Origin of the sequence: Bacillus sp. JJ1521 (genome assembly GCF_036965165.1) — a bacterium.
Lineage (GTDB): Bacteria > Bacillota > Bacilli > Bacillales > Bacillaceae_L > Ferdinandcohnia.
The window spans coordinates 21708-45114 of the sequence record NZ_JBALOX010000140.1; the positions used below are offsets into that span (position 1 = coordinate 21708).

Genomic DNA, 23407 nt, shown 5'->3' on the forward strand with positions numbered 1-23407 from the left:
AAAAGATTTCATCAATAAATGAAATTATTTCAAATCAAAACTCGTTATAATAGATGAAATACAAAAACGAGACATGCGCGCGGTCGTTTGAGGTAGGAGGTCACAATGGAAGAGGAATTTCAATGGATCCAAGAAGTACTATCCGGGAACAAACAAGCCTATTCACACATCATTAATAAATATAAAAATCAGTTATATGCCACGATTTTGCGTATGACAAAAAATCCACACGATGCACAAGACTTAGTACAGGAAGCATTTATCAAAGTGTATTACCAAATTGATAAATATAATGAAAAAGGATCCTTTTCTAGTTGGTTTTATCGAGTGGCAATCAATCATTGTATGGATGAATTCCGAAAGAAACGTTCTAAACAGGTGGAGATGAATGAGGAATTAATGGGAAAGAACCCTAACCATCCTGAAGTTGTTTATTTAAAAAGGGAGGAAAACAGACAGATAGAGCTGTTATTGGTTACTCTTCCAGAAGATGAACGAATGATAATGCTTTTACGATATGTCAATGAGCTAAGCTATGAGGAGATAAGTGAACTAGTAGATGTCCCTGTTTCAACCGTTCGCAATAAACTTCATCGAGCTAAGAAAAAATTGAGAAATACAGTTAACCGTGAAGGAGGCTATTTTAATGAAATGTCCGACTGTAGATGAGCTTTCACATTATGTAGATGATTTAGAAACTGGTCACGAATCCCTAAATATAGACAACCATCTAAAAAGCTGTATCGAATGCAAGCAAGTTGCTAAAGCACTCATGGAAGAGCAACAATTAATAAAAGAAACATTCAAAACACCAATATTACCGGATAATTTTGCCTCACTCGTTCTTGATCAGCTTGAGCCATATGAAGAGAAAAGTATAGCACTTTCGGAACTTAAGACGAAGGGTGAGCAGCCAAAGGTCAAGCGTAAAAAGAATCGCATATTAATCGCTGCTGCCTGCTTATTGATTGGGATACCCACGACAGCCTTCGGAGCAGTAAAAGCCTATGATATGATTGTCCAAAAACAAAATTATGAAGTGATTATTTCAGTGGCAAATAGCATTTTCAATAAAGACAGTTGGTATCAGATGAAAGTCGGCTACTTACCAGAAAATATGGAAGCATACGATAGTTTGGCTATGAAATATTCATATAAAGATAACTATGCAAATGGAGGATTTTCATTCATTCTATGGAGATTAGGGAAAAATTCCGATTTTCAAGCATTGTATGCAAACGGCTATGAAGAAAAGGAGATCAATGGTAGGAAAGCAGTGATTGTTAATAAAGATACTGGAAACAAAAATGTAATATTTGATAGACAGGTCTTTCTCTTATTCGAAGAAGAGGGGATGATGTTACAAAGTTATGTTGGAAATGATGTAAATGATGAACAAATGATGAAGGTCATAGAGAGCATTTCACTCGAACCAACAACGGAGGAAAATGCTTCATACACAGCGGATTATGATGGAGCCCTTTTTGATAAAGAGAAGGAAACAACAGAATCTCGCATTATTGCTTTGAAAAAAGACAGCAACCAGTTATTTAGCGTAGGTAAAACAGTTCCAGTAACCATAAATGAGGAAGACAAACTTGAATTTGTAATAGAAAAAGTTGAAGTCTTTGATTCAATCAAAGATTTTAAACAAGGGAACTTTAAAGAATTGAGACTTGAAAATCTAGGCGCGAATAAGGCTTTAGATCAGGCAAATAAATTGTTACCGTACAACCGAGATGTATATAAGGTAGGAAATGGTAAAGATTCTGTTGACGAATTAGTAGAGTCACAATTAGTTAATCTGAAATTTGTCTACCTGACAACAACAGTAAAAAATATTAGTAAAAAGAAAACGGAAGAAATCTATATGCATCCATCCTTACGAGTGCTTAAATCTGAAAGGAATGCATGGAACTATGCTGGAGAAAATGGAATTGCCGAAGAAGGTATTATGACGGGCGAAGTTGATTACCTAGAACCACACGGAAATGGAAAAAGCTTTTACAATATTGGCAGCATCCAGCCAGGACAAACGATGAAGATTAACCTAGGTTATTTTGTAGATGAGGATAAATTGGATTCAATCTTCCTTGATGCTTTCCATTATAGTGGATTTGGTGACACTGAAAATATGAATGCGGAAGATCGTTGGTGGATTGATATTCGTCAAAAATAGAAGGGGTTATTAATAATTGTAGCCCTTTCTAGGTACTATTACCGTCCCAAAATAAAAGCCAAATTCCTTACGTATAGGGATTTGGCTTTTATCGTGTCAAGGCCCTGATTATAAACTTTCTCTGTTACTCTGATTCAGAAGTTAGTCAGGCGATATTAAATTTCTTTATCCTTAAGGGCAGTAGGGTACTGAACAATGACGTTTTCGGTTTTTTTTATCTTATTTTTATTCACCAAATGAAGTGCCAATGCTGTGAAAATAAAGCCACCAAAAAAATTACCGATTGTAACAGGAATTTGATTCCACATCCACCAATCACCTAATGTAATGTCTGCCCCCATAAGAATGGCTGTGGGAATAACAAACATGTTTACGACAGCGTGCTCAAAGCCATGGGCGAAAAACAAAAACACCGGTAGCCACATTGCAGCAATTTTTCCGATCGTTGAACTTGAAACGAATGCCATAAAAGCGCCTAAAGTGACCATCCAATTACATAATATAGCCTTTGTTAAAGCAACAATTAGTCCTTCTCCACCAAGGCTTTTATATGCAAGGGTTTTTCCCTCTGCGACGCTTATGATTTTATCAATCATAGCTCCCTGGGTGTCATGTCCTAATTTTGTCGCAACAATATAAAATAAAATACCATACAGCAGGCTTCCTAGAAGATTTCCAAGGAATGCCCAAAAGAAGTTGTAGACTACTTTAGGGCTAGAGGTAAGGCCTCTAAATCTAGCAAGCGGCAACATCGCGAAATTGCCAGTCACCAGCTCGAGACCCAATAATAAGATGAGTACGAACCCGACTGGAAAGACAAGGGCACCGACAATACTTAGGTTTGTTTCAATCGTAGCGGTATAGGCGAGTGTTGTAGCAAAGCCTAAAAAGGCACCTGAAAGTATCCCCTTTATTAAAATATCACTTCGTTTCAATTTGGATTTGTAAGCACCAGCAGATGCAACATCTTCTACTAGTTTAGTTGGTTTTATGTAATCCAAGATCTAGTCCTCATTTCGTTTGAATAGTAATACTCTCTATATTGTAATGAGGTAGAATTTCCTTTGACAAGAACAATTTTACAAATTACTACATTTAACTATTTACATTGTGGTTATAGAATAGATATTGAAAAATATTTATCGGATTCAGTAGAAAAACTTAAATTGACAACTGCGTAAAATGCTTCAATGGGGATAGAGTACTGAGTAACCGGCAATAGAAATTATAAGCGGAGATTTTCCGGTTAAATGCAAAATGGAGGCCGTTTTGGGGAATATAAGGGGAGGTATTCCGACTATACAAAACAAAATTGTCTATTTTCGAATTTTTATAGTCAATAGGCGGAATATCTCCGTCTATATAAGCTCTTTTTTAAAAAAGTTATGAGTTAAGCGAAATTTCTCCGACTATTTATCGGCTCGGGTGCTTAACCCGATCCCAGCCGATAAGTGTGAACTCTTTAATAATTATAAGGTGGCATTTACGTATTTTCACGGTATCCGCCTTATAGATATAAAGTAAGAAGCTAAAGGGGGATACAAATTATGAACGAATGGCTTACGAGCTTAAAGACGAAAACATCTCAAGGGGGATTTGAATTGGCAATTACGTTGGCAAGGAAGGGAGTGGCATACACTCAACCTTCAGAAGATATTCGAAAAAAGTTACGGCCTAAGTATGCAAAAAATCCGGATAGTCTGAACATGGCATCACAGGTAATTGCCATTCATTTTCAAACGATCGCGGCGGCTAATAACTATTGGAAATAAGACAACAATCTAAGGGGAAATACTGTATAATTTTCTAAGGATCATTCTTTTGACTTACTTTTGTGTAATGCGGATAAAAAGAAGCAAGGAAGGGAGGGGGGAATCTTGGCTGTAGCGGCTTTAGTTTTAGGGATTATTGGTTTATTTTTTGCATGGATTCCTCTTTTAGGTTATGTTATGCCGGTTTTAGCTATTATTTTTGGGGTGATAGAAAGAAATAATGAAGAGAAAAGGGCAATGGCATTATCCGGTTTAATTCTTGGTATCATCTCATTGGTTATATTTAAATTAGGATTTTGGATATTGGTTATGATAGGGGTATTCTCCGATAGCATTCGCGGCATATAAGGATATTTGATTACAGACAGTTTTTTATAAAAGAAAGTCCCATTCCACCTGAGGGAAAGGGACCTTCTTATCTTTATTGATGAATTAGAGTTTTCTGATCAGCGTCTTCAGCTTTTGTATCCCATTTGTTACGGATGATATAATCGAATGCGCTTAGAGACGCAGTTGCACCTGATCCCATTGAAATGATAATTTGCTTATATGGGCTATTTGTACAGTCTCCAGCAGCAAACACTCCAGGGATATTCGTTGCACCACGGTTATCTACAACAATCTCGCCCATTTTGTTTCGTTCGACTGTGTCACCAAGCCAATCTGTACTTGGAGCAAGACCGATTTGAATAAACACACCTTGTGCTTCAATATGTTGTTCTTTTCCAGTCTCACGGTTAACGTAAGTAATACCATTTACTTTGTCAGATCCAGCGATTTCCGATGTTTGGGCATTCGTAATCACCGTTACATTTGGAAGACTTAAAAGACGTTCTTGTAGGACAGTATCAGCCTTCAATTCGGAATTATATTCAAGAACTGTTACATGTTTCACAATACCTGCAAGGTCGATGGCAGATTCTACACCAGAGTTACCGCCGCCAATAACGGCTACATCTTTGCCTTCAAACAACGGACCATCACAATGAGTACAGTATGCGATCCCTTTGTTCTTGAACTCTTTTTCGCCTGGTACATTTATATCACGCCATTTAGCACCTGTTGAAATAATAACGGTTTTACTTTTTAGAATAGCACCGTTTTCTAGCTCAACCTCAATGAGGTCTTTCTTTTCAATACGTTTTGCACGCTGCAGGTTCATTACATCAACATTATATTCCTTTACGTGCTCTTCAAGGCTTGCCGCAAGCTTAGGGCCTTCCGTATACTTAACACTAATAAAGTTCTCAATGCCAAGAGTATCCATAACCTGACCACCAAAGCGGTCAGCAACAATACCTGTACGAATTCCTTTACGTGCTGCATAAACTGCTGCACTTGCACCAGCAGGTCCGCCTCCAACAACAAGAACATCAAATGGTTCCTTATTAGCAAACTCAGATGCATCAGGAGCACTTCCAAGCTTGGCGAGGATTTCCTCTAATGACATACGACCACTGCTGAAAGATTCCCCATTTAGGAATACTGTTGGTACTGCCAATACGTTTTTACTTTCAACTTCTTCTTTAAAAGCAGCCCCGTCAACCATAGTATGTGTAATGCTAGGGTTGAGAACGCTCATTAAGTTAAGCGCTTGAACAACATCAGGACAGTTTTGACAGCTTAGGCTTATATAAGATACAAAGTGATATTCACCTTTAATATTTTTGATTTGGTCAATCAGTTTTTGCTCAGCCTTTGGAGCTCTTCCGCTTACTTGTAAAAGAGCCAAAACAAGGGAAGTAAATTCATGTCCAAGCGGGATACCAGCAAATGTTACTCCAGTATCTTCACCGATACGATTCACACTAAAGCTTGGTGTTCTTTCTAGCTCAGACTGTTCAACCTTAATTTTAGGTGACATTTCTGCCAATTCATTAACGAGTGACAGCATGTCCTTTGAAACCTTATCAGAACCTGCGCTGACTTTTAGTAGCACATCATTTTCTAAAAGTTGGAGATATTGGTTTAATTGTTGCTTAATACCAGCATCTAATACCATTTATCGCACCCCTTAAATTTTACCTACTAGGTCTAGGCTTGGCTTAAGTGTTTCGCTTCCTTCTTCCCATTTAGCAGGGCATACTTCACCTGGGTTGTTACGTACATATTGTGCAGCTTTAATTTTGTTAACAAGAGTACTTGCATCACGGCCAATACCGTCAGCATTAATTTCCATAGCTTGTACAACACCGTCTGGATCAATAATGAAAGTTCCGCGTTGTGCAAGACCAGCTTCTTCGTCTAGTACGTCAAAGTTGCGTGAAATTGTTTGTGAAGGGTCACCGATCATTGTATACGTAATTTTGCTAATTGCATCTGAATGATCATGCCATGCTTTATGTGTGAAATGTGTGTCTGTTGATACAGAATATACTTCAACACCTAATTCTTTTAGTGTTGCATATTGGCTTTGAAGATCTTCAAGCTCAGTTGGGCAAACGAATGTAAAATCTGCTGGGTAAAAGCAAACAATACTCCATTGTCCTTTTAGGTTTTCTTGAGAAACCTCAACAAAATCGCCATTTCCGGCATTGTAAGCTTGTGCTGTGAATGGTAGTATTTCTTTTCCAATAAGTGACATAATAAATTCCTCCAATATGGTTATATTTAAAAATAGATTATTAGTATTATGCACCAAAAATCTATAATTATTACTTGTTTATACTAATTATTATATAGATATTATTATTTATGTCAACTTTAAAGCATAAATAATTATAACTAAATAGTATTTTACACAATTAAGATAAAAAAATTCTATTCCCATTATTCCTCCCATATTATCAGTTAGCGACATTGACATTGCAACAAATTTGATTCATAATATTCCTAATCATAAAATAAAAAGATCGTTATAGGGTTTATATATAGGAAGTAATGATAGGGAACTAGTAAATAGTCCTCGGGTAAAAGAGAGTAAAATTCGTCGGCTGAAAGATTTTACAACCTGCAATGCTATTGAACCTGTCCCTTGAACTGTTAGGCAAAACCTAACCGCCCGCCCGCGTTAAAAGGTTTTCGAGTGGACCTAGAATGAACTTCTAGTGTCAATAAAGGTGGTACCACGAGAGACAATGGTCTTTTCGTCCTTTTTATAGGGATGGAAGGGCCTTTTTTCATTAATAATTGGCGGTGAAAGTAATGAAGAAAAAACGAATTGTTGTCAAAATAGGGAGTAGTTCATTAACAAATCTAAATGGTGGTCTTAGTATTGAGAAACTTCGTGAGCATGTTGATGCGATTGCACAATTAAAGGAACTTGGGCATGATGTCATTCTTATTTCATCAGGTGCCGTTGCGGCTGGCTTTATGGATCTTGGTTATTCTTCCCGCCCTAAAACCGTTGCAGGTAAGCAAGCGGCTGCAGCAGTGGGGCAGGGTCTGCTTTTAAGGGGATATACGGAAGAATTTAAAAAGCATGGTATTGTTGCTGCACAATTGCTGTTAACAAGGCAAAACTTCTTATATAAGGATCAATATAATAATGCCAATGCAACCTTATCAGAATTGCTAAAACGAAATGTTGTACCTATCATCAATGAAAATGATTCCGTGTCACTAGAAGAATTAAATTTCGGAGATAATGACATGTTATCGGCGCTAGTAAGTGGGCTTGTTCATGCGAACTTTTTGATTATTATTACGGATGTTAATGGCATCTATGATCAAAATCCACGAACACATCCAGAGGCAAAAAGATACAACTTCCTTGATGATATCCATGATGAATTAATGAGTGGTGCTTCTGAAGCAGGGTCAAAGGTAGGCACTGGTGGAATGAAATCAAAAATTGAGGCAGCGCGTACAGCGTTGGGTCTAGGGGTTAAAGTGTTTATTGGCTCCGGTTCAGGAGTAGAAAAGTTTGTTGATATTCTTGCAGGAAAAGGGGATGGAACATACATTGGGAATTCTTCCCGACCAAGTATGAAAACATCAAAGCAGTGGCTAGCCTTACATTCTATCCCAAGCGGAAAAATTGAAGTGGACCAGGGCGCTGCAACGGCTATACTAAGAAATGGTAAAAGCCTTCTCCCTGCAGGAGTGACGAATATAATTGGCAATTTTAGAATGAACGACGTCGTTGAAGTTGTTAACGTAAAGGGAGATATTATCGGTAAAGGAAAAGTTAATTTTTCATCCGATCAATTAATACAAATTAAAGGTTTATCGAGTACTAAGGCAATGGTGAAGGTAAAGAGTGATCAAGGTGTTGTCATCCATAGAGATAATTGGGTAAGTCAAAAAGAGAGGAGAATGAGGTATGAGTGAGTTAATTGAAAAAGCGAAAAAGGCAAAAATGGCAGCTGCAATTCTAGCAAAAGCGACGACAGAACAAAAAAACAAGGCACTTTCGACGATTTCCATGCAACTAATTAAGGAACAAGCATTTATATTAGAAGAAAATCAAAAGGATTTACAAGCTGGAAAAGAAAATGGCATGAGTGAATCCTTACTTGACCGCCTAAAATTAAATGAACAGCGTATCCAAGAAATGGCTGATGCCCTTATTCAGTTAACAAAGCTAGCAGACCCAATCGGACAATTAGTAGAGGAATGGGAACGTCCAAATGGCCTTAAAATGGCTCAGGTTCGAGTTCCGCTTGGGGTTATTGGAATGATTTATGAGGCAAGACCAAATGTAACGGTCGATGCATCGAGTCTTTGTTTAAAAACAGGAAATGCCGTAGTACTTCGTGGTAGCTCCACTGCCATTCATTCAAATAAAGCGTTAGTGAAGGTTATTCAACATGCGCTTGAGTTAAGTAACCTACCAATTGAGGCCGTACAATTATTAGAAGATACTAGCCGCGAGACCGCATCAGAATTGTTCAAGCTTAATGAATATCTTGATGTATTGATTCCACGTGGCGGTGCGAAGTTGATTCAGACAGTTGTTCAAAATTCGACCGTTCCGGTATTAGAAACGGGTGCAGGCAATTGTCATGTATTTATTGATGAAACGGCTGATCCAAAGATGGCAATCGAGATTGCGATTAATGCGAAAACTCAACGTCCATCTGTATGTAATGCGATTGAAAATGTTTTAATGCAAAAGGATTGGGCGTCCAACCATTTACAAGAGCTAATAACAGCTTTACAAGAACATGATGTGAAAATTCATGGTGATGAAGTGGTCCAACGGGTAGGAAAGAATGTCATTCCTGCTAGTTTGGAAGACTGGGGCATGGAATTTTTAGGGCTGGAAGTTGCTTTAAAAGTGGTTGAGAATGTAGGAGAGGCCATTGCTCATATTAATCAATATGGAACAAAGCATTCAGAAGCAATTATTTCTGAATCAGTTGAAAATGTAGAGCAATTTTTCACAGAAGTGGATGCTGCAGTTGTTTACCATAATGCATCAACGAGATTCACAGATGGATTTGAATTTGGATTTGGTGCTGAAATCGGAATCAGTACACAAAAACTACATGCACGTGGACCAATGGGGTTACCAGCTCTTACATCTACCAAATATACAATTCGAGGAAATGGACAAATAAGATAATTGAAAATGAAAGTGTAGGGGGTGTTACTAAGAAATTTGGTAGCATTCCTTTTTTATTTTCGGATGTTTACAAAAGTGTTTACATGTACACGAAAAGTAAACAGCGCGTGTACAATTCCGTTTACATGTATACAAGTCTGTATACATCCCGAAACGACAATGTGTGTACATTTTTGTATTCTAAGTTTACAAAAATGTATACAAAAATCGTCATGTTTACAGAGTGTTTACAGGTTTACAGTTATGTATCTTTTCGTCCAGAGTCATTGTGGAATCTAGTAATCTCTTATAACCTTTTAGTAAGTCAGTATACATAAAAATGCTCTACTAAATGAAAGGGATGATGTTTAAAATGTCTATGTCCAGAATTGCAGCAGTTGATGTTGGAAATGACTCAGTTAAGGCTATCTTTGGTGAGCTAGATTATGAATTAAATATACCTAATATTATCGCTAGAGACACCGAGGACCGTCCGGTGATTGGAATAGAAGAATTAAATAGTAAGGACCCATTGGAAGGAATTCATATTAAGGTGCATTCCCCAGCTCTAAAAGAAAATAATATGATTTATCGTGTTGGCCATTTGGCGACTAAGAGCGGCAGCTCGTCAGAATTGGACCCGGGAAGCAGCAAGTCAGAAGAAGATCAAACACTAATTATGCTTTTTGCTACATTGGCTTTAGATGCAGTAAGAGAGGAAAACACATCTGCCTTTCCGCGTTCAAAAAATGTGATTGACGCGAATTACACCCTCGGAACTGGTTTACCACTTCGAGAAGTAAAGGAAGGAAAAGATGCGGGATACAGCTCAAAATTAACAGGCTCCGTCCATCAGGTGGAATTTCTTGTAACACCAAGATACCAGGGACTAAAGGTAAACATTAAATTTGAAGAGGTGAAGATTTATCCTGAAGGTTTTGCCGCTTATATTAATCTAGTAATGGATAATAATCTAAAAGTAATCAATAAGGATTTAATTGATAAACGAATTTTAATTCAAGATATTGGCGGACTTTCGACGGATATCGCGGTCATTCGTAACCGAACTGTCGATGATGATAAGGCTCAAGGCTTTAATCTTGGGGTATCTGAATCATTGGAATCGATTAGGGAAGAAATCCGCTCCAAGCATGGAATAGAATTAGATAGTCGCCGTGATGTGGTTGAAATCATTACAAGAAAAAATAACCGAAATCATATTATGGTAAAAGGGAGCCGGACAAGTGTTCATGATATAACAGACCGCATAATGCTTGAATTAGCGAAAAAGCAATATCGATTACTTCGCAATGTTTGGTTGAAAAATTCACAAACCGAAATTTGCTATTTCGTTGGTGGCGGGTCCATTGTGTTAAAGGATTATCTCAAAACACTGAACAATAATCTTGATGGCTATAACATTGAATTCTTTGAGGATGAAAAAGAGAGCATTTGGATGATGGCGAATGCCTATTATAAGCTCATTACTGATTATGCAAGAAAAAATGTGAAGCAAAAGGTACCACAAGAGCCGGTGAAAAAATAAGTATAAAAAAAGATAAGGTGATCCTATGAAAAAGTCTGCCTCAACCGAGGTGAAAAGGGGACAAGCGATATCATTTCGCGTACCATCCGATACACCTGATCATTTATTAAAGCATCTACAAAAGTTGAAGGAAACAGAGCGAAGGAATTTTTCCAGTAAAATTGCCGAGTTTGTCATGCAGGGAGTAGGTCAATCCTACTCAAAGGAGCGGGAGGTCATTACCGTTCCACTCCCACAAACATTAAGTAAATCCCAGCGGAATTGGCTAAAACATGAGCATTCTGAGGCTCTACTTGGCAGTATTATTTATCAGCTATTAATGGATCCAGTTCGTGCAACTGCACTGCTAGCCTCCTTAAATAGTAAATCTTTAGATTTAGATGAGGCTCTTTATCTACAAGAGGAATTATCGGCTGAGGCACACCGGGTTAATCCTTTAATTAAGGAGGACCATATACAAGCTGCTGACGAAGTCGCTGTAACTACAGACAACTTTGAGGATGATTTAAATCATTTTAACTGGGAAACGGCAAAGAAAGATGAACCTATGGAAGAAGTTGAGGACGAAGCTGATTTAGACGGTCTTTTAGGGGATTTTCTTTCAGCGATGAATAAGTAAAAAATGGGGGCAGTCCTCGTTACTTTAAAAGTAGCGTGGGGCTGCCCCTTTTAAATTTGCATGGAGAAATGTATCATAGGTAAAAGTAGACACATTGGATAGGATGGAGATAATGGGTACGGAATTGAACATAAAGGTAAAATCGAATCTAGTGAATAAGTATAAGGGAGGGTACCCTCTTATCACGAAACAAGTCTTTGACCAAAAAAGTCAAATGGAAGAGGGCACAATCATTAACCTCGTTGATGAAAATCATTCATTTATAGCAAAGGGTTATTACGGTCTGCAGAACAAAGGGTACGGTTGGGTATTAACGAGGAACAACACCGAAAAGATTGATCAGTCGTTTTTCGAAAGAAAGATTAAATCAGCCCTAGATAAAAGAAATTCATTTTTTAAGGATAAGGAAACAACCGCTTTTCGAGTGTTTAATGGAGAAGGTGACGGAATCGGGGGCTTTACCATTGACTATTTCGATGGTTATTATTTAATCAACTGGTACAGTAAAGGGATTTATACATATAAAGAGTATGTACTTGCTTCGCTAAAAAACCTAGTTGAATATAAAGCGATTTACGAGAAAATACGGTTTCGCACAGATGAGAAACTAATTGAAGAAGATGGATTTGTAGACGGAGAACGAGGTCAGTTTCCTATCATTGTGAAAGAGAACGGGGCCAATTTTGCTGTGTATTTTAACGAGGAAGCAATGGTGGGAGTTTTTCTTGACCAACGGGATGTGAGGCGTACTATTCGCGATAAATATGCACAAGGGAAAACCGTATTAAATACCTTTTCATATACCGGGGCGTTTTCCGTTTTTGCCGCACTGGGTGGAGCTGTTAAGACAACAAGTGTTGACTTGGCTAATCGTAGTTTACCGAAGACAATTGAGCAGTTCAGTGTAAATGGAATTGATTATGAAGTACAAGATATTATTGTTGAGGATGTTTTCCACTATTTTAAATATGCGGGTAAAAAGAATCTGAAATTTGATATGGTTATCCTTGATCCACCAAGTTTTGCAAGGTCGAAGAAATTTACCTTCAGTGCAGAAAAAGACTATAAGAATCTCCTAAAGGAAGCAATTGCGATTACTGAGAATAATGGGGTCGTTGTCGCTTCAACAAATAGTGCCTCATTTGACATGAAAAAATTCAAAGGATTTATCGATGCGGCATTTAAGGAAAGTAACAGCACATATAAAATTGTAGAGGAATTTTCATTACCTCAAGATTTCCAAACCATTAAGCAGTTTAAGGAAGGGAACTATCTTAAGGTTGCGTTTATCAAGAAGCTTAAAGGCTAGAGTCTTTATTAAAAAAGGATGTTTATTTTTGCATGGAAGCAGAATAAACATCCCTTTTTTTCATTGATTTGGCATGTGAATATCAATTAGTGTGAGTCCATTGTCACCAGTTAATGCATTTTTCAAAAATTCGTCAAACTCATTTAATTGGGAAGGCCTCACGCCTTTTACCCCGAAGCTTTCAGCAAGCTTCAAAAAATCAGGATTTCCAAAGCTGTCTCCATAGCTGTGAAAGAACTTTTCTTCCATCATTTGTTCCTCTAATTTTAAGGTAAGGTTATTTAACACAATGACAATAATCGATAATCCTAATCGTTTGGCAGTCTCTAATTCAGCTATATTCATTAATGCTCCCCCATCACCGGTAATACAAATAACAGGATCATCTGGGCAAGCTAATTTGGCACCAATGGCACCAGGTAAGGCAATCCCCATTGAAGCTAATCCGTTTGAGATAATAAGTTGACCGGCTTGTTTTGGTTGATAAGTACGGGCAATGGCTAGCTTGTGGGCACCGACATCAGAGATCACTATGGTCTTTTCTGTTGAAAGGTTTTCTATAACAGTTAAAACATTCTCGATCGAAAGTGCTTGTTTTCCATTTAAATCTTTATTAATTTGATAGGCTATCTCAATTTGTTCTTTTAGATTTCTAGTCGGAACCCATTGTTTAGACGGAACCTCCAGTTGAGTAAGGACATGAATTGTTTCATTTAAGTCTCCAATTAATTCCGCTTTTACAGGGTAATATTCATCGGTTTCTGCGGGGAGTGGATTAATGTGTAAAATATGGCATTTCTTTTTATTCCAGTCCATAGGCGGTTTCTCAATTGTATCAAAACCAATGACAATTAATAAATCAGATTCGTCTATCAAAGGCAGGGCTTCATCCTTCTTGATAAACCCAAATGTAAAATTATTGAGTGGATGGTCCTTTGGCAAGATTCCCTTTGCCATAAAACTATGAATAACAGGTGAATTGAGTTGTTCTATAAATTTCGTGAGTTCTTTCCCCGCTTCTTGCCGGATTACCCCATTACCTACGATTACAACCGGATTTTTGCTCTGCTCTATTAGAGTTCGTGCAACTTCCAATGCTTCTGTAGTAGGTATACTTTTCGGGATTGGTGTCACCACTAATGGCTGGGAGGCAGTCATTTCAGGTGCTAGATTCTCTGGCAGTTCAATTAAGACAGCGCCGGGCTTTTCCATTTGTGCTTCTCTAAAACCCTTGCGAATTATTTTCGGTATCGTTTTAGAATCCTTAATTTGAACGCTCCATTTTGTAGCGGGTTCAAACATTTTAACGATATCTAAATATTGATGAGACTCTTTGTGTTGATTCTCAAAGCCGGCTTGTCCTGTTATCGCGACAACTGGTGAATGGTCAAGAGTAGCACTTGCTATACCCGTTAACAGATTTGTAGCACCAGGTCCTAGTGTTGCTAGGCAAACGCCAACCTTTCTTGATAATCTTCCGTAAACATCAGCCATAAAAGCGGCTCCTTGTTCATGACGTACATTTATATAAGTAATCTGTTTGGATCTGGACAATGAATCCATGAGATCAAGAGTTTCCTTTCCCATGATGCCAAAAACATATTCAACTCCTTCATTTTCTAAACAATGAACAAGTACATCTGTTGCCTTCATTCGATTCTTCCTTTCAAACTTTGTTTTACCTATTTTCCCCTTAGATTGAATTAAAAAACTTATTTTCTTCATCCTTCTTTGAATGATTCCCATTATTAATTGTAAAATGGGTATATGAAGAAAAAAATGGAGGCGGTTTGAGTGGATATTGTTGTGAATAAGGAATGGCTTGTTGAACAACTACATAACAAGGATGTAAAAATAGTAGATTGCCGATTTGCATTAGGAAATCCAACCGAAGGGGAACGGTTTTTTCAAGAAAGCCATATTCTAGGAGCTATTTACTTTGATTTAGAAAAGCAGTTGTCCGCGCCGGTTGCAAAACATGGAGGAAGACATCCGCTTCCAGAGATGGAGCAATTTAGGCGTGAAATTGAGAAAGTAGGAATCGATAATTCAAAAACAGTAGTTGCCTATGATGGTGGTGAAGGTCAGTTTGCATCCCGTTTTTGGTGGTTGCTGACGTATCTTGGACATGACAAGGTTTATGTATTAAACGAAGGCTTTAATGGCTGGGTTGAAGCGGGATATCCAACAACAAAGGAGGTAGCGGAAGTAGAACAAGCTTCATTTATAGTAAATATTCGTGAGAGCATGCTGGCATCATACAAGGAAGTAAAGGAAATCGTTAACCAGAAGAAAAGGTCTCCCATCTTAATAGATTCAAGAGATGAAAGTCGTTATTTAGGGAAAGCAGAGCCGATAGACCGGATCGCAGGGCATATCCCAGGGGCTATAAATAAGTGTTGGGCAGAAGGTTTTGAACAAGGTAGCTTTAAAAATAGTGAAGAACAGAAAAAGAGATTTGCAGACCTAAACAAGGACGATGAGATCATCGTTTATTGTGGCTCAGGTGTAACAGCCACCCCGAATTATATTGCATTAAAAATGGCAGGGTTTAAAAATGTAAGATTATATGCAGGAAGCTATAGCGATTGGGTTTCTTATGAGGAAAATCCAGTAGTAAAAGGGAACGAGGATTAATATTTCGTAAGGAGAGTTGTAGACATGCGTGTACCGTACGATGAATTGAAAAATGAATTTAAAAGGGTTCTTTTAAAAAGAGGATTTGAAGAGGAAATGGCAGAGACAGCTGCATCGATTATCACTGATAATAGCCGTGATGGTGTCTACTCCCATGGGTTGAATAGGTTTCCCTCGATTGTAAAGGCAATAGACGAGGGTGCGATTAAGCCAAAGATGCGTCCGGAAAAACGTAGTGGCATTGGCGCACTTGAGCAATGGGATGGACAATTGGGGTTTGGCCCAACAAATGCAACAATTGCGATGGAAAGAGCGGTTGAGCTAGCTGGAGAATTTGGAATCGGCTGCGTTGCTTTAAATAATACAAATCACTGGCTCCGGGGTGGTTCTTATGGTTTGAAGGCAGCTGATGCAGGCTGTATTGGCATTTGCATGACAAACACATTCCCTAATATGCCTCCATGGGGTGGAACAGCAAAGCGAATCGGTAATAATCCTTTAATTATATCCATCCCACAACAAAATGGAGATCATGTTTTATTGGACATGGCACAGTCGTTGTTTTCATATGGCAAGCTGCAAACCTATTCGTTAGCAGGAAAGAAGCTACCATTTGATGGTGGATATGATTCAGAAGGTAATCTTACGGATGACCCAGACGCTATTCTAAACGGCGGTGAGATTCTTCCTGCTGGTTTTTGGAAGGGTTCAGGACTTTCGATCGCAATTGATATGGTGGTCTCGGCGTTATCGATGGGTAGATCTACATTTGATATGAGGATGGATGCGAGGGACGAAGGGATTTCACAAGTATTTATTGTAATCAATCCGACGGCCTATGCAGGTGAAGAGTATGCGGACCAATATATCAAGAATATGTCCGAGTATATAAAGACATCAGCAAAAAGGGATGGTATTTCGGATATCCTCTACCCAGGTGAAAGAACATCTAAAGAGCGCGAGGAAAATTTAAATGAGGGTATCCCGGTTAACGAAGAAATTTGGGAAACTGTGAAAAGTTTATAAGGAGATTAGGGCTTTCTAATAGGGTAGGCTGAATAATTAAGCAAGCATCCATTTATAGTGGATGCTTGTTTAATTATATGCATATAAGTCTAAAGCAAGTTATCCATCAAAACTTTCAATAAACCGTTGAGCAACCTTTGAGAGATAACCATTCTTTAGCCATATCACATAAGAATCCATTTGTACCTCGCAATCTATAATTTCAATAAAATTAAATTCCTTTTTCGAATAGACATGCGCTGCAGAAATTGGAAGAATTGTCGCCCCTATACCAGCTTCAACCAGAGATAAAAGAATAATGGCATCAGGAGATTCGCATTCGATTTTTGGAGTAAGCCCTAATCTGTTAAACTCTGATAAAAGGAGTTCATATGCACCAGCTCCATATATTCTGTGTAGCAATAGCAAGGGATATTCTGAAATCTCCTTCATTGTAATTGACGATTGTGACTGTAATTCCCAACTCTTTGGAGCAACAAAAACAAATGGCTCTCTGCCTATGTGTTTGGAAGAATACCTATCAGTATCCGTAGGTGAGCGAACAATTGCAAGTTCGATGCTCCGCTCTTTAAGATAGTCGGTTATAAGGTATGGATCACCTTCCCATATTTTAAACGTAACATTAGGAAAGGCTAATTTAAATGCTTTAATACGTTCGGGAAGAAAACATATGGAAGACGTAGTTGTGGCAATTCTCAACACTCCTTTTAATCCAGCTCCGGTCTCCTTTACTTCATTTTCAATTTCATCAAGGTTATTAAGCAACTCATTTCCTTTGTCATAAAGAATCTTACCTGCCTCAGTTAATTCAAACTTTCGACCATTTCTTAATATCAGTTTGGTATTCATTTCCTCCTCTAACAGTTTCAGTTGATGACTTAAAGGTGGCTGGGCCATATTCAGTTTATTTGCTGCTTTGGTGATTTGCCCTTCCTCAACAATTGTTAGGAAATAACGCAATTGTCTTATATCCATATTTAACCTCCATTTGCTTAAAGCATACTTTAAAAGTATGAACACATAATGTTATCGGTATTTTCTAAATTTTCAGTACCATGATAGTATAAAATTACATATTTATCAATGAAAGAGATTTCAACCACGGTCGCCTTGCAGTAATAAGCAAGGCTACAAAAAAATGAAAGGGGAAATGAAATGGATTTTCAGAAATGGAATAAACAATTTATAGGTGGTGTTTGGCGCGAGGGCTCTAACAACAAGATTTTAGAAAATAGGAACCCTTTTACGGATGAAGTACTAGTAGAGCTTAAATTAGCTAATACACAGGATGTCGATGAAGCATATGAAAGTGCGAATGAAGCACAAAAGCAATGGGTGAAGGTTCCGGCTTCCAAAAAAGTAGAAATAATTGAAAGCGCAATCACCGCCATAGAAAGACGGCAAAGTGAATTGGTTGAAATTCTGATAGCTGAAGCTGGTAGTACTCAAATGAAAGCAAAACTAGAATTTTTAGGATTAGCGGTAGCAATTATGAAAGAGGCAGCAACCTATCCTTATCGAATGGTTGAAGAAACAGTACCATCCATTATACCCGGTAAAGAAAACAGACTTATTCATTTACCATTAGGCGTAGTAGGAGTCATTGCTCCGTGGAATGTACCGTTTCATTTGGCAATGCGATCAGTCATTTCGGCATTGGCAACAGGAAGTGGTGTTGTCTTAAAACCAGCCTCTTTTACTTTTATAAGTGGTGGTTTGGTGATGGCAGAAATTTTTGAGGAGGCAGGATTACCAAGTGGATTATTTAATGTTGTTATAGGGGCGGGAAGTGACATTGGTGATTATTTTGTTGAACATCCGATCCCAAGAATGATTTCATTTACTGGGTCCACAGAGGTCGGGCAACGGATAGGCTCTTTAGCAAGTAAACATTTGAAAAAAACAGCACTAGAATTAGGCGGAAATAATGCTTTTATTGTATTAGATGATGCTGATCTAGAACAAGCTGCATCAGCAGCCGTGTTTGGAAAGTTTATGAATCAGGGTCAAATTTGTATGGCAATCAACCGATTTGTTGTAGATAGAAAAGTATATCAACCTTTTATAGAGAAATTTAAAGGAAAAGTACAGATGTTAAAGTCGGGGGACCCCACAGATCCTACTACCGATATTGGACCATTAATTGAGCGAAAACAGGTTGACCAAATTAAATCATTAATAGATATGAGCATTAAAGAAGGCGCAAGTTTCGCTTTAGAAGGACGTATAGAAGGAAATTTAATGTCTCCCTACATATTAATGGATGTTAACAATGAAATGGAAATTGCACAAACAGAAATATTTGGACCTGTAGCGATTATCATTCCTGTAGAAAATGAAGAAGAGGCGATAGCAGTAGCAAACCATTCATTATTTGGTTTAAGTGGATCAGTATTTTCTAAATCTGTTGAGCGCGGTGTCAGCGTGGCAAATCAGATACATACTGGAATGATCCATGTGAATGATCAAAGTATCAATGACGAACCCCATATCGCTTTTGGTGGAGAAAAAGCTTCAGGAATCGGTAGATTTAATGGGAAATGGGCTTTGGATGAGTTTACCACCATTAAATGGGTTTCAGTACAACATAGTCCAAGGGAATTTCCTTTTTAATACTTTAAGACAAAATAAGAAGGGGTTGATCAAATGAAAAAAAGTACTTTTTTTAATTATGAAAATGGTATTGTCCTTATGATGTTTTTCTTGTTTGGGTTCGTATTTATGGAAAGATTAAGTATTGTGTTTTTATTTCCCTTTATTGCACCTGATCTGGGATTAACAAATGCAGATCTCGGAATGATTGTAGCAGTTCTATCAATAACATGGGCTATATCCGGTTGGGTCTTTAGTTCATTATCGGATCTTATAGGGTCAAAACGCAAGGTACTTTTACCTGCAACGTTGGTCTTTTCAATATGTTCATTTCTTTCAGGTATAGCGACTACCTTCTTGGCCATGATTCTAGTACGTGCTGCGATGGGGCTTGCGGAAGGACCAGTACAACCCATTGCACAATCTGCAATATTGTCAGAATCTACCCCAAAGCGCAGAGGATTTAATGCAGGGTTTATGCAAAGTTCATTGGGGCTCATAGGGGCAACACTTACTCCAATTATCGTAACAGCTTATGCAGTAAAATATTCGTGGCATGGTGCATTTTATCTCGTAGGTGTTCCAGGAATAATTATGTTTTTCATTCTAGCAAAATACATGCGTGATCCAAAAAAAGCTGTTGATGATGTACAGCAGGAGCCTGTAAAGGTAACGCGAAAAGATTATCTTCAAGTCTATAAGAATCGTAATACATTATTATGTACACTTATTTCCGCTGTATTTATGACATGGTTATTTGTATTTACAACTTTTGCTCCTGTTTATCTTACATCGATAGGATACACTCCTGGTCAAATGGGACTGATTATGGCGTCAGTTGGCTTTGGATCATTTATATGGGGATTTGTAGGACCTGCAATTTCCGATAAAATTGGAAGAAAACCTACACTCATTATCTTTAGTTTTGTTGCATGCTTATCACCACTTGTTTTAGCTTTAGTACATGGATCAGTAGGTTTAATGATGATTTTAGGATTCTTTACTGCAGTAGGGCAGGCGTGCTTCCCATTATTTATGGCTATTATCCCTGGTGAGTCTATCAAGGCAGGATTAATTGCTAGTGCGATTTCAGTCACTCAATTAATTGGTGAACTTGTTGGGGGATGTGTAGCACCAGTCTTAGCAGGTTTTGCGGCTGATGCATGGGGACTAGAGGCACCTCTTTATATAGCATGTGCTGGCGCTATAATCGGTGGTATCATTGCTTTTGGATTGAAGGAAACGGCCCCGATAAAACTCAAAAAGAATGAACTAGCATCTATTGCAACTTGATTAGTAATCGATTATTAATAACGTCAAACAAAGGTAGGTCTATGCCTACCTTTGTATTCAATTCTAATAAAAAGGAGAAAATAATATGGAAAAATTAGTTGATTTGCCTTGGGAATTTAATAGTAAAAAAGCCGTTTTATTAGCGATTGACATGCAAAATGATTTTGTTAATGAAGGTGCAATTATGGAAGTGCCGATGGCTAGAGAAAATATTCCCAACATGAAACGTATAGTGGATCATTGTCGGGAAGTGGGCATTCCAATCATATTTACAAGACATGTATTATCTGACCATTTCAATATTTCACCTCTAGAAGCAGCGTATAATACGAAGTTGAAAGAAGCGGGGATGCGTGATGGGACCTATGGAGCTGAAATTATAAAAGAGTTAGAACCTTTACCAGGGGAAGTAATCATTACGAAACACAGGTATGATGCTTTTTATAATACCCAGCTAGAAACCATAATTAACAACATACGTGGAATGAACGAGGTAGATACTGTTATCATTATCGGAACTGTAACAAATATTTGTTGTGAATCCACCGCACGTAGTGCATTTATGCGGGATTATAAGGTTGCCTTTATTAGCGATGCTAATGGAGGATTAGATGAAATGTCCCATAATGCCACACTTTCAATAATCGGGAAAGTATTTGGTAGAGTCATGAATACGGATGAATTAATAGCAGAAATTTAATGGGAAGCTTCTTAGGGGGCTAAAAAGGATTTGTGAATTTATCGGACAAAGTTGCTGGCTATCGATCCATCTTAGAAATAAATCAGACCTAATTCAAATAAATCGGACCAAAACCACCATATATGGATAAATGCAAAATCCACCATAAATAAATACAACAATATGATGACGCTTCCACCCTTCTTAAAGTATAATTCTATTAATAAAGATTTTGGGAAGTGAATGGAATTGTGAAGAAAATAACTGTAGAAGACTTGGTACGCAAGTTTTCATTGAAGGTCCTTGCTGGTGAAAGTCAGCTGCAGAATACAATCATACAATCTCGGGTGCATCGTCCTGGCCTAGAGTTTGTTGGCCATTTTGATTTTTTTCCGACAGAGCGAGTTCAAATTTTAGGGAAAAAGGAAGTTACGTATTTACATAAGCTCACAAAAGAGGAGCGCAAAATCAGGATTGGGAATATTGTTCAATATCATCCCCCTTGTTTTATCGTTACTTGCGGGGAAGAGGGACTCACTTATTTAACGCAACACTGTGTGGAGCAAGGGATTCCGTTATTGGTGACCAAAGAGATTGAGGTAACCTCTGATTTTATTGTGAATTTGGATGCTTTTTTGATTAAGGAATTAGCCGAGGAAATTGCTGTCCATGGTGTTTGTATGAATGTGTCTGGGATCGGGATTCTAATTCGTGGAAATTCAGGCGTAGGAAAAAGCGAGACGGCTCATACGTTAATTCGAAGGGGACACCGGCTTGTATCGGATGATATCGTCGTTTTGAAAAAGCTAAGCCCACAAACCATCCTTGGAACACATGATGAAAAATCAAAGGAATTTTTGGCACTCCGTAGTATAGGGCTTTTAAATGTAGTTCGTATGTATGGACGGAAAGCATTTCAAGATGAAACGCGCATTTCCCTTGATATTCATTTGACGAAGTGGGAAAAAGACGGCTTGTATAATGATTTGGATCAAGAAATTAATACAATGGAATATATGGGTGTAAAGATTCCTTCAATTGAAATTCAGCTACAGCCAGGACGCGATGTAGCAGGGTTAATTGAGGCAGCTGCAAATAATTGGTATTTAAAGCAGCAAGGGTACAATGCGGCAGAGGAATTCATGAGTAGAATTGAGGAAGAAATGTCGAATTCCAATGGAGATAAATAAAGTGAATAACAATAAAAAATGACCAAGTTTAAGTTTGTACTGAGTTTATATTAGTTGGCAATGAATTCATAATAAAAACGGCAGAGGATTCTGCCGTTTTATTCGATATTGACTTATGCTATTTTCTTAAAGAGGACAAGAAAACATTTTGTGCTGCATTCACTCCTGTACCAGGCTCAAAACGATAGGAAAAGTCCTGCAAACCTGCTTCCATTAGGGAAACTGCTTGAAGAATATCGCTAGGGAAGCAATAACCCATATGTCCAAATCTGAATATTTTACCTTGAAGATGGCCAAGACCACCAGCAAAGTCAAGGTGATACTGCTTCTTTAAGTGTCCTATATAGGATGCGAGATCCAATCCTTCTGGAGCACGAACTGCCGTAATTGTTGGTGATGCAAACTCATCACTCGTTAATAATTCAATTGACAGGGCCTTCATAGATTCACGAACCATGTTTTTCATCACTTCATGTCGTTCAACCGTTTTCGAAAATCCGCCTTCCTCCTCAATTAAGTCGCACACAGCAGAAAGACCCATAATGAGCGAAATTGATGGCGTATTAGGTGTCATTCCTTTTACGGCCCACTCTCGGTAGCTTAAGAGATTTAGATAATATGCAGTAGTCTGATTAGCCTCTATTACTTTCCATGCCCTATCACTGACGGCTAGAAGGGCAAGTCCCGGAGGAAGCATCATCGCTTTTTGCGAACCCGTTACCAATATATCAATTCCCCATTCATCCATTTCAGCAGGGGCACCGCCAATACAGCTTACACCATCGACTATAAAAAGAGCATCTGAATGATTGCGTACCACTTCTGCTAATTCGTTGACGGGGTTTAAGATCCCTGTTGACGTTTCATTATACGTAGTAAAAACAGCTTTAATATTAGATAGCGGTTTCAAAAAAACCACGAGGTCTTCCTTTGTACAAGCTTCACCCCAACTTTTTTCAAGTTTATGTACAGTCAAGCCATATTTTTCACAGATCGAAACGAAGTAATCTCCAAATGCCCCAACCGTGATGACGACTACTTCATCTCCAGGGGAAACCGTATTTACCACAGCTGCTT

General features: G+C 38.1%; 21 protein-coding genes and 1 other annotated feature. Of the genes, 15 read left to right on the forward strand and 6 right to left on the reverse strand.

What is annotated here, in order from left to right:
* The first annotated feature begins 105 nt into the window (after nt 1-105).
* Together V7147_RS18055 and V7147_RS18060 are read left to right on the forward strand one after the other, a co-directional pair.
* Nucleotides 106-669 carry an RNA polymerase sigma factor gene (locus tag V7147_RS18055; RefSeq protein ID WP_335369223.1) on the forward strand — a complete coding sequence of 188 codons (564 nt, stop codon included), beginning with the start codon at nt 106-108 and terminating at the stop codon, nt 667-669.
* A complete protein-coding gene (locus V7147_RS18060; protein WP_335369224.1) occupies nt 647-2179 on the forward strand; it encodes an anti-sigma factor family protein in 1533 nt (510 codons plus the stop codon). The genes V7147_RS18055 and V7147_RS18060 overlap by 23 nt, the downstream gene beginning before the upstream one ends.
* Nucleotides 2180-2334: 155 nt before the next feature.
* Here the strand turns inward: V7147_RS18060 and V7147_RS18065 are convergent, their stop codons facing one another.
* Nucleotides 2335-3180, reverse strand: coding sequence for a formate/nitrite transporter family protein (locus V7147_RS18065; RefSeq protein ID WP_335369225.1), 846 nt, complete (start codon nt 3178-3180; stop codon nt 2335-2337).
* Between the two features lie 546 nt (nt 3181-3726).
* Between V7147_RS18065 and V7147_RS18070 the strand changes: the two genes are divergently transcribed.
* Both V7147_RS18070 and V7147_RS18075 read left to right on the forward strand, forming a co-directional pair.
* Nucleotides 3727-3951 (forward strand): hexameric tyrosine-coordinated heme protein, encoded by a 225-nt coding sequence (locus V7147_RS18070; RefSeq protein WP_335369226.1) that lies wholly within the window; start codon nt 3727-3729, stop codon nt 3949-3951.
* Nucleotides 3952-4056: 105 nt separating this feature from the next.
* On the forward strand, nt 4057-4299 hold the full coding sequence (locus tag V7147_RS18075) for a DUF4190 domain-containing protein (RefSeq protein WP_335369227.1): 243 nt from the start codon (nt 4057-4059) through the stop codon (nt 4297-4299).
* A gap of 73 nt (nt 4300-4372) precedes the next feature.
* Here V7147_RS18075 and ahpF read toward each other — a convergent pair whose 3' ends face one another.
* Nucleotides 4373-5953 carry an alkyl hydroperoxide reductase subunit F gene (gene ahpF / locus V7147_RS18080; protein ID WP_335369228.1) on the reverse strand — a complete coding sequence of 527 codons (1581 nt, stop codon included), beginning with the start codon at nt 5951-5953 and terminating at the stop codon, nt 4373-4375.
* Nucleotides 5954-5965: 12 nt separating this feature from the next.
* The gene (gene ahpC, locus V7147_RS18085; RefSeq protein ID WP_335369229.1) at nt 5966-6535 is read right to left on the reverse strand and encodes an alkyl hydroperoxide reductase subunit C; all 570 of its coding nucleotides are present in this window, start codon (nt 6533-6535) and stop codon (nt 5966-5968) included.
* 287 nt (nt 6536-6822) lie between these two features.
* Nucleotides 6823-7048 (forward strand) — a binding site (T-box leader).
* Between the two features lie 47 nt (nt 7049-7095).
* On the opposite strand from ahpC, the gene proB reads away from it, so the two are divergent.
* From proB to V7147_RS18110, 5 genes are all read left to right on the forward strand, one after another.
* Nucleotides 7096-8223 (forward strand): glutamate 5-kinase, encoded by a 1128-nt coding sequence (gene proB / locus V7147_RS18090; RefSeq protein WP_335369230.1) that lies wholly within the window; start codon nt 7096-7098, stop codon nt 8221-8223.
* A complete protein-coding gene (locus V7147_RS18095) occupies nt 8216-9460 on the forward strand; it encodes a glutamate-5-semialdehyde dehydrogenase (protein WP_335369231.1) in 1245 nt (414 codons plus the stop codon). Before proB ends, V7147_RS18095 begins: the two co-directional genes overlap by 8 nt.
* Nucleotides 9461-9812: 352 nt before the next feature.
* The gene (locus tag V7147_RS18100) at nt 9813-10985 is read left to right on the forward strand and encodes a ParM/StbA family protein (RefSeq protein ID WP_335369232.1); all 1173 of its coding nucleotides are present in this window, start codon (nt 9813-9815) and stop codon (nt 10983-10985) included.
* Nucleotides 10986-11010: 25 nt separating this feature from the next.
* Entirely contained in the window at nt 11011-11604 is a 594-nt protein-coding gene (locus V7147_RS18105) for a hypothetical protein (protein WP_335369233.1), read from the forward strand.
* 112 nt (nt 11605-11716) lie between these two features.
* A complete protein-coding gene (locus tag V7147_RS18110; RefSeq protein WP_335369234.1) occupies nt 11717-12913 on the forward strand; it encodes a class I SAM-dependent rRNA methyltransferase in 1197 nt (398 codons plus the stop codon).
* Between the two features lie 60 nt (nt 12914-12973).
* Here the strand turns inward: V7147_RS18110 and V7147_RS18115 are convergent, their stop codons facing one another.
* Entirely contained in the window at nt 12974-14566 is a 1593-nt protein-coding gene (locus V7147_RS18115; protein ID WP_335369235.1) for an acetolactate synthase large subunit, read from the reverse strand.
* Between the two features lie 141 nt (nt 14567-14707).
* Here V7147_RS18115 and V7147_RS18120 point away from each other — a divergent pair, with 141 nt between their 5' ends.
* Nucleotides 14708-15550, forward strand: coding sequence for a sulfurtransferase (locus tag V7147_RS18120; RefSeq protein ID WP_335369236.1), 843 nt, complete (start codon nt 14708-14710; stop codon nt 15548-15550).
* Nucleotides 15551-15574: 24 nt separating this feature from the next.
* Complete coding sequence (yiaK, locus tag V7147_RS18125) at nt 15575-16576, forward strand: 3-dehydro-L-gulonate 2-dehydrogenase (protein ID WP_335369237.1); 1002 nt, start codon at nt 15575-15577, stop codon at nt 16574-16576.
* Nucleotides 16577-16675: 99 nt separating this feature from the next.
* On the opposite strand, the gene V7147_RS18130 is transcribed toward yiaK, so the two are convergent.
* Nucleotides 16676-17551 (reverse strand): LysR family transcriptional regulator, encoded by an 876-nt coding sequence (locus V7147_RS18130; RefSeq protein WP_335369238.1) that lies wholly within the window; start codon nt 17549-17551, stop codon nt 16676-16678.
* 180 nt (nt 17552-17731) lie between these two features.
* Here V7147_RS18130 and V7147_RS18135 point away from each other — a divergent pair, with 180 nt between their 5' ends.
* The 4 genes from V7147_RS18135 to hprK all read left to right on the forward strand — a co-directional run bounded on the left by V7147_RS18135 (nt 17732) and on the right by hprK (nt 22330).
* Nucleotides 17732-19189, forward strand: a complete 1458-nt coding sequence (locus V7147_RS18135) for an aldehyde dehydrogenase family protein (protein WP_335369239.1) — start codon at nt 17732-17734, stop codon at nt 19187-19189.
* Nucleotides 19190-19222: 33 nt separating this feature from the next.
* On the forward strand, nt 19223-20461 hold the full coding sequence (locus tag V7147_RS18140) for an MFS transporter (protein ID WP_335369240.1): 1239 nt from the start codon (nt 19223-19225) through the stop codon (nt 20459-20461).
* An 85-nt stretch (nt 20462-20546) separates the two neighbouring features.
* Entirely contained in the window at nt 20547-21161 is a 615-nt protein-coding gene (locus tag V7147_RS18145; RefSeq protein ID WP_335369241.1) for an isochorismatase family cysteine hydrolase, read from the forward strand.
* A 230-nt stretch (nt 21162-21391) separates the two neighbouring features.
* The gene (gene hprK / locus V7147_RS18150) at nt 21392-22330 is read left to right on the forward strand and encodes an HPr(Ser) kinase/phosphatase (RefSeq protein WP_335369242.1); all 939 of its coding nucleotides are present in this window, start codon (nt 21392-21394) and stop codon (nt 22328-22330) included.
* A 118-nt stretch (nt 22331-22448) separates the two neighbouring features.
* On the opposite strand, the gene V7147_RS18155 is transcribed toward hprK, so the two are convergent.
* The coding region (locus V7147_RS18155) for a pyridoxal-phosphate-dependent aminotransferase family protein (protein WP_335369243.1) at nt 22449-23407 on the reverse strand (959 nt) is incomplete at its 5' end.

Coding starts and splice junctions, on each gene's coding strand:
- V7147_RS18095 (WP_335369231.1), top strand. CDS start 8,216: ATGAGTGAGTTAATTGAAAAAGCGAAAAAGGCAAAAATGGCAGCTGCA.
- V7147_RS18055 (WP_335369223.1), top strand. CDS start 106: ATGGAAGAGGAATTTCAATGGATCCAAGAAGTACTATCCGGGAACAAA.
- V7147_RS18135 (WP_335369239.1), top strand. CDS start 17,732: ATGGATTTTCAGAAATGGAATAAACAATTTATAGGTGGTGTTTGGCGC.
- V7147_RS18110 (WP_335369234.1), top strand. CDS start 11,717: ATGGGTACGGAATTGAACATAAAGGTAAAATCGAATCTAGTGAATAAG.
- yiaK (WP_335369237.1), top strand. CDS start 15,575: ATGCGTGTACCGTACGATGAATTGAAAAATGAATTTAAAAGGGTTCTT.
- proB (WP_335369230.1), top strand. CDS start 7,096: ATGAAGAAAAAACGAATTGTTGTCAAAATAGGGAGTAGTTCATTAACA.
- V7147_RS18100 (WP_335369232.1), top strand. CDS start 9,813: ATGTCTATGTCCAGAATTGCAGCAGTTGATGTTGGAAATGACTCAGTT.
- ahpF (WP_335369228.1), bottom strand. CDS start 5,953: ATGGTATTAGATGCTGGTATTAAGCAACAATTAAACCAATATCTCCAA.
- V7147_RS18140 (WP_335369240.1), top strand. CDS start 19,223: ATGAAAAAAAGTACTTTTTTTAATTATGAAAATGGTATTGTCCTTATG.
- V7147_RS18060 (WP_335369224.1), top strand. CDS start 647: ATGAAATGTCCGACTGTAGATGAGCTTTCACATTATGTAGATGATTTA.
- V7147_RS18145 (WP_335369241.1), top strand. CDS start 20,547: ATGGAAAAATTAGTTGATTTGCCTTGGGAATTTAATAGTAAAAAAGCC.
- V7147_RS18115 (WP_335369235.1), bottom strand. CDS start 14,566: ATGAAGGCAACAGATGTACTTGTTCATTGTTTAGAAAATGAAGGAGTT.
- V7147_RS18105 (WP_335369233.1), top strand. CDS start 11,011: ATGAAAAAGTCTGCCTCAACCGAGGTGAAAAGGGGACAAGCGATATCA.
- V7147_RS18070 (WP_335369226.1), top strand. CDS start 3,727: ATGAACGAATGGCTTACGAGCTTAAAGACGAAAACATCTCAAGGGGGA.
- ahpC (WP_335369229.1), bottom strand. CDS start 6,535: ATGTCACTTATTGGAAAAGAAATACTACCATTCACAGCACAAGCTTAC.
- V7147_RS18130 (WP_335369238.1), bottom strand. CDS start 17,551: ATGGATATAAGACAATTGCGTTATTTCCTAACAATTGTTGAGGAAGGG.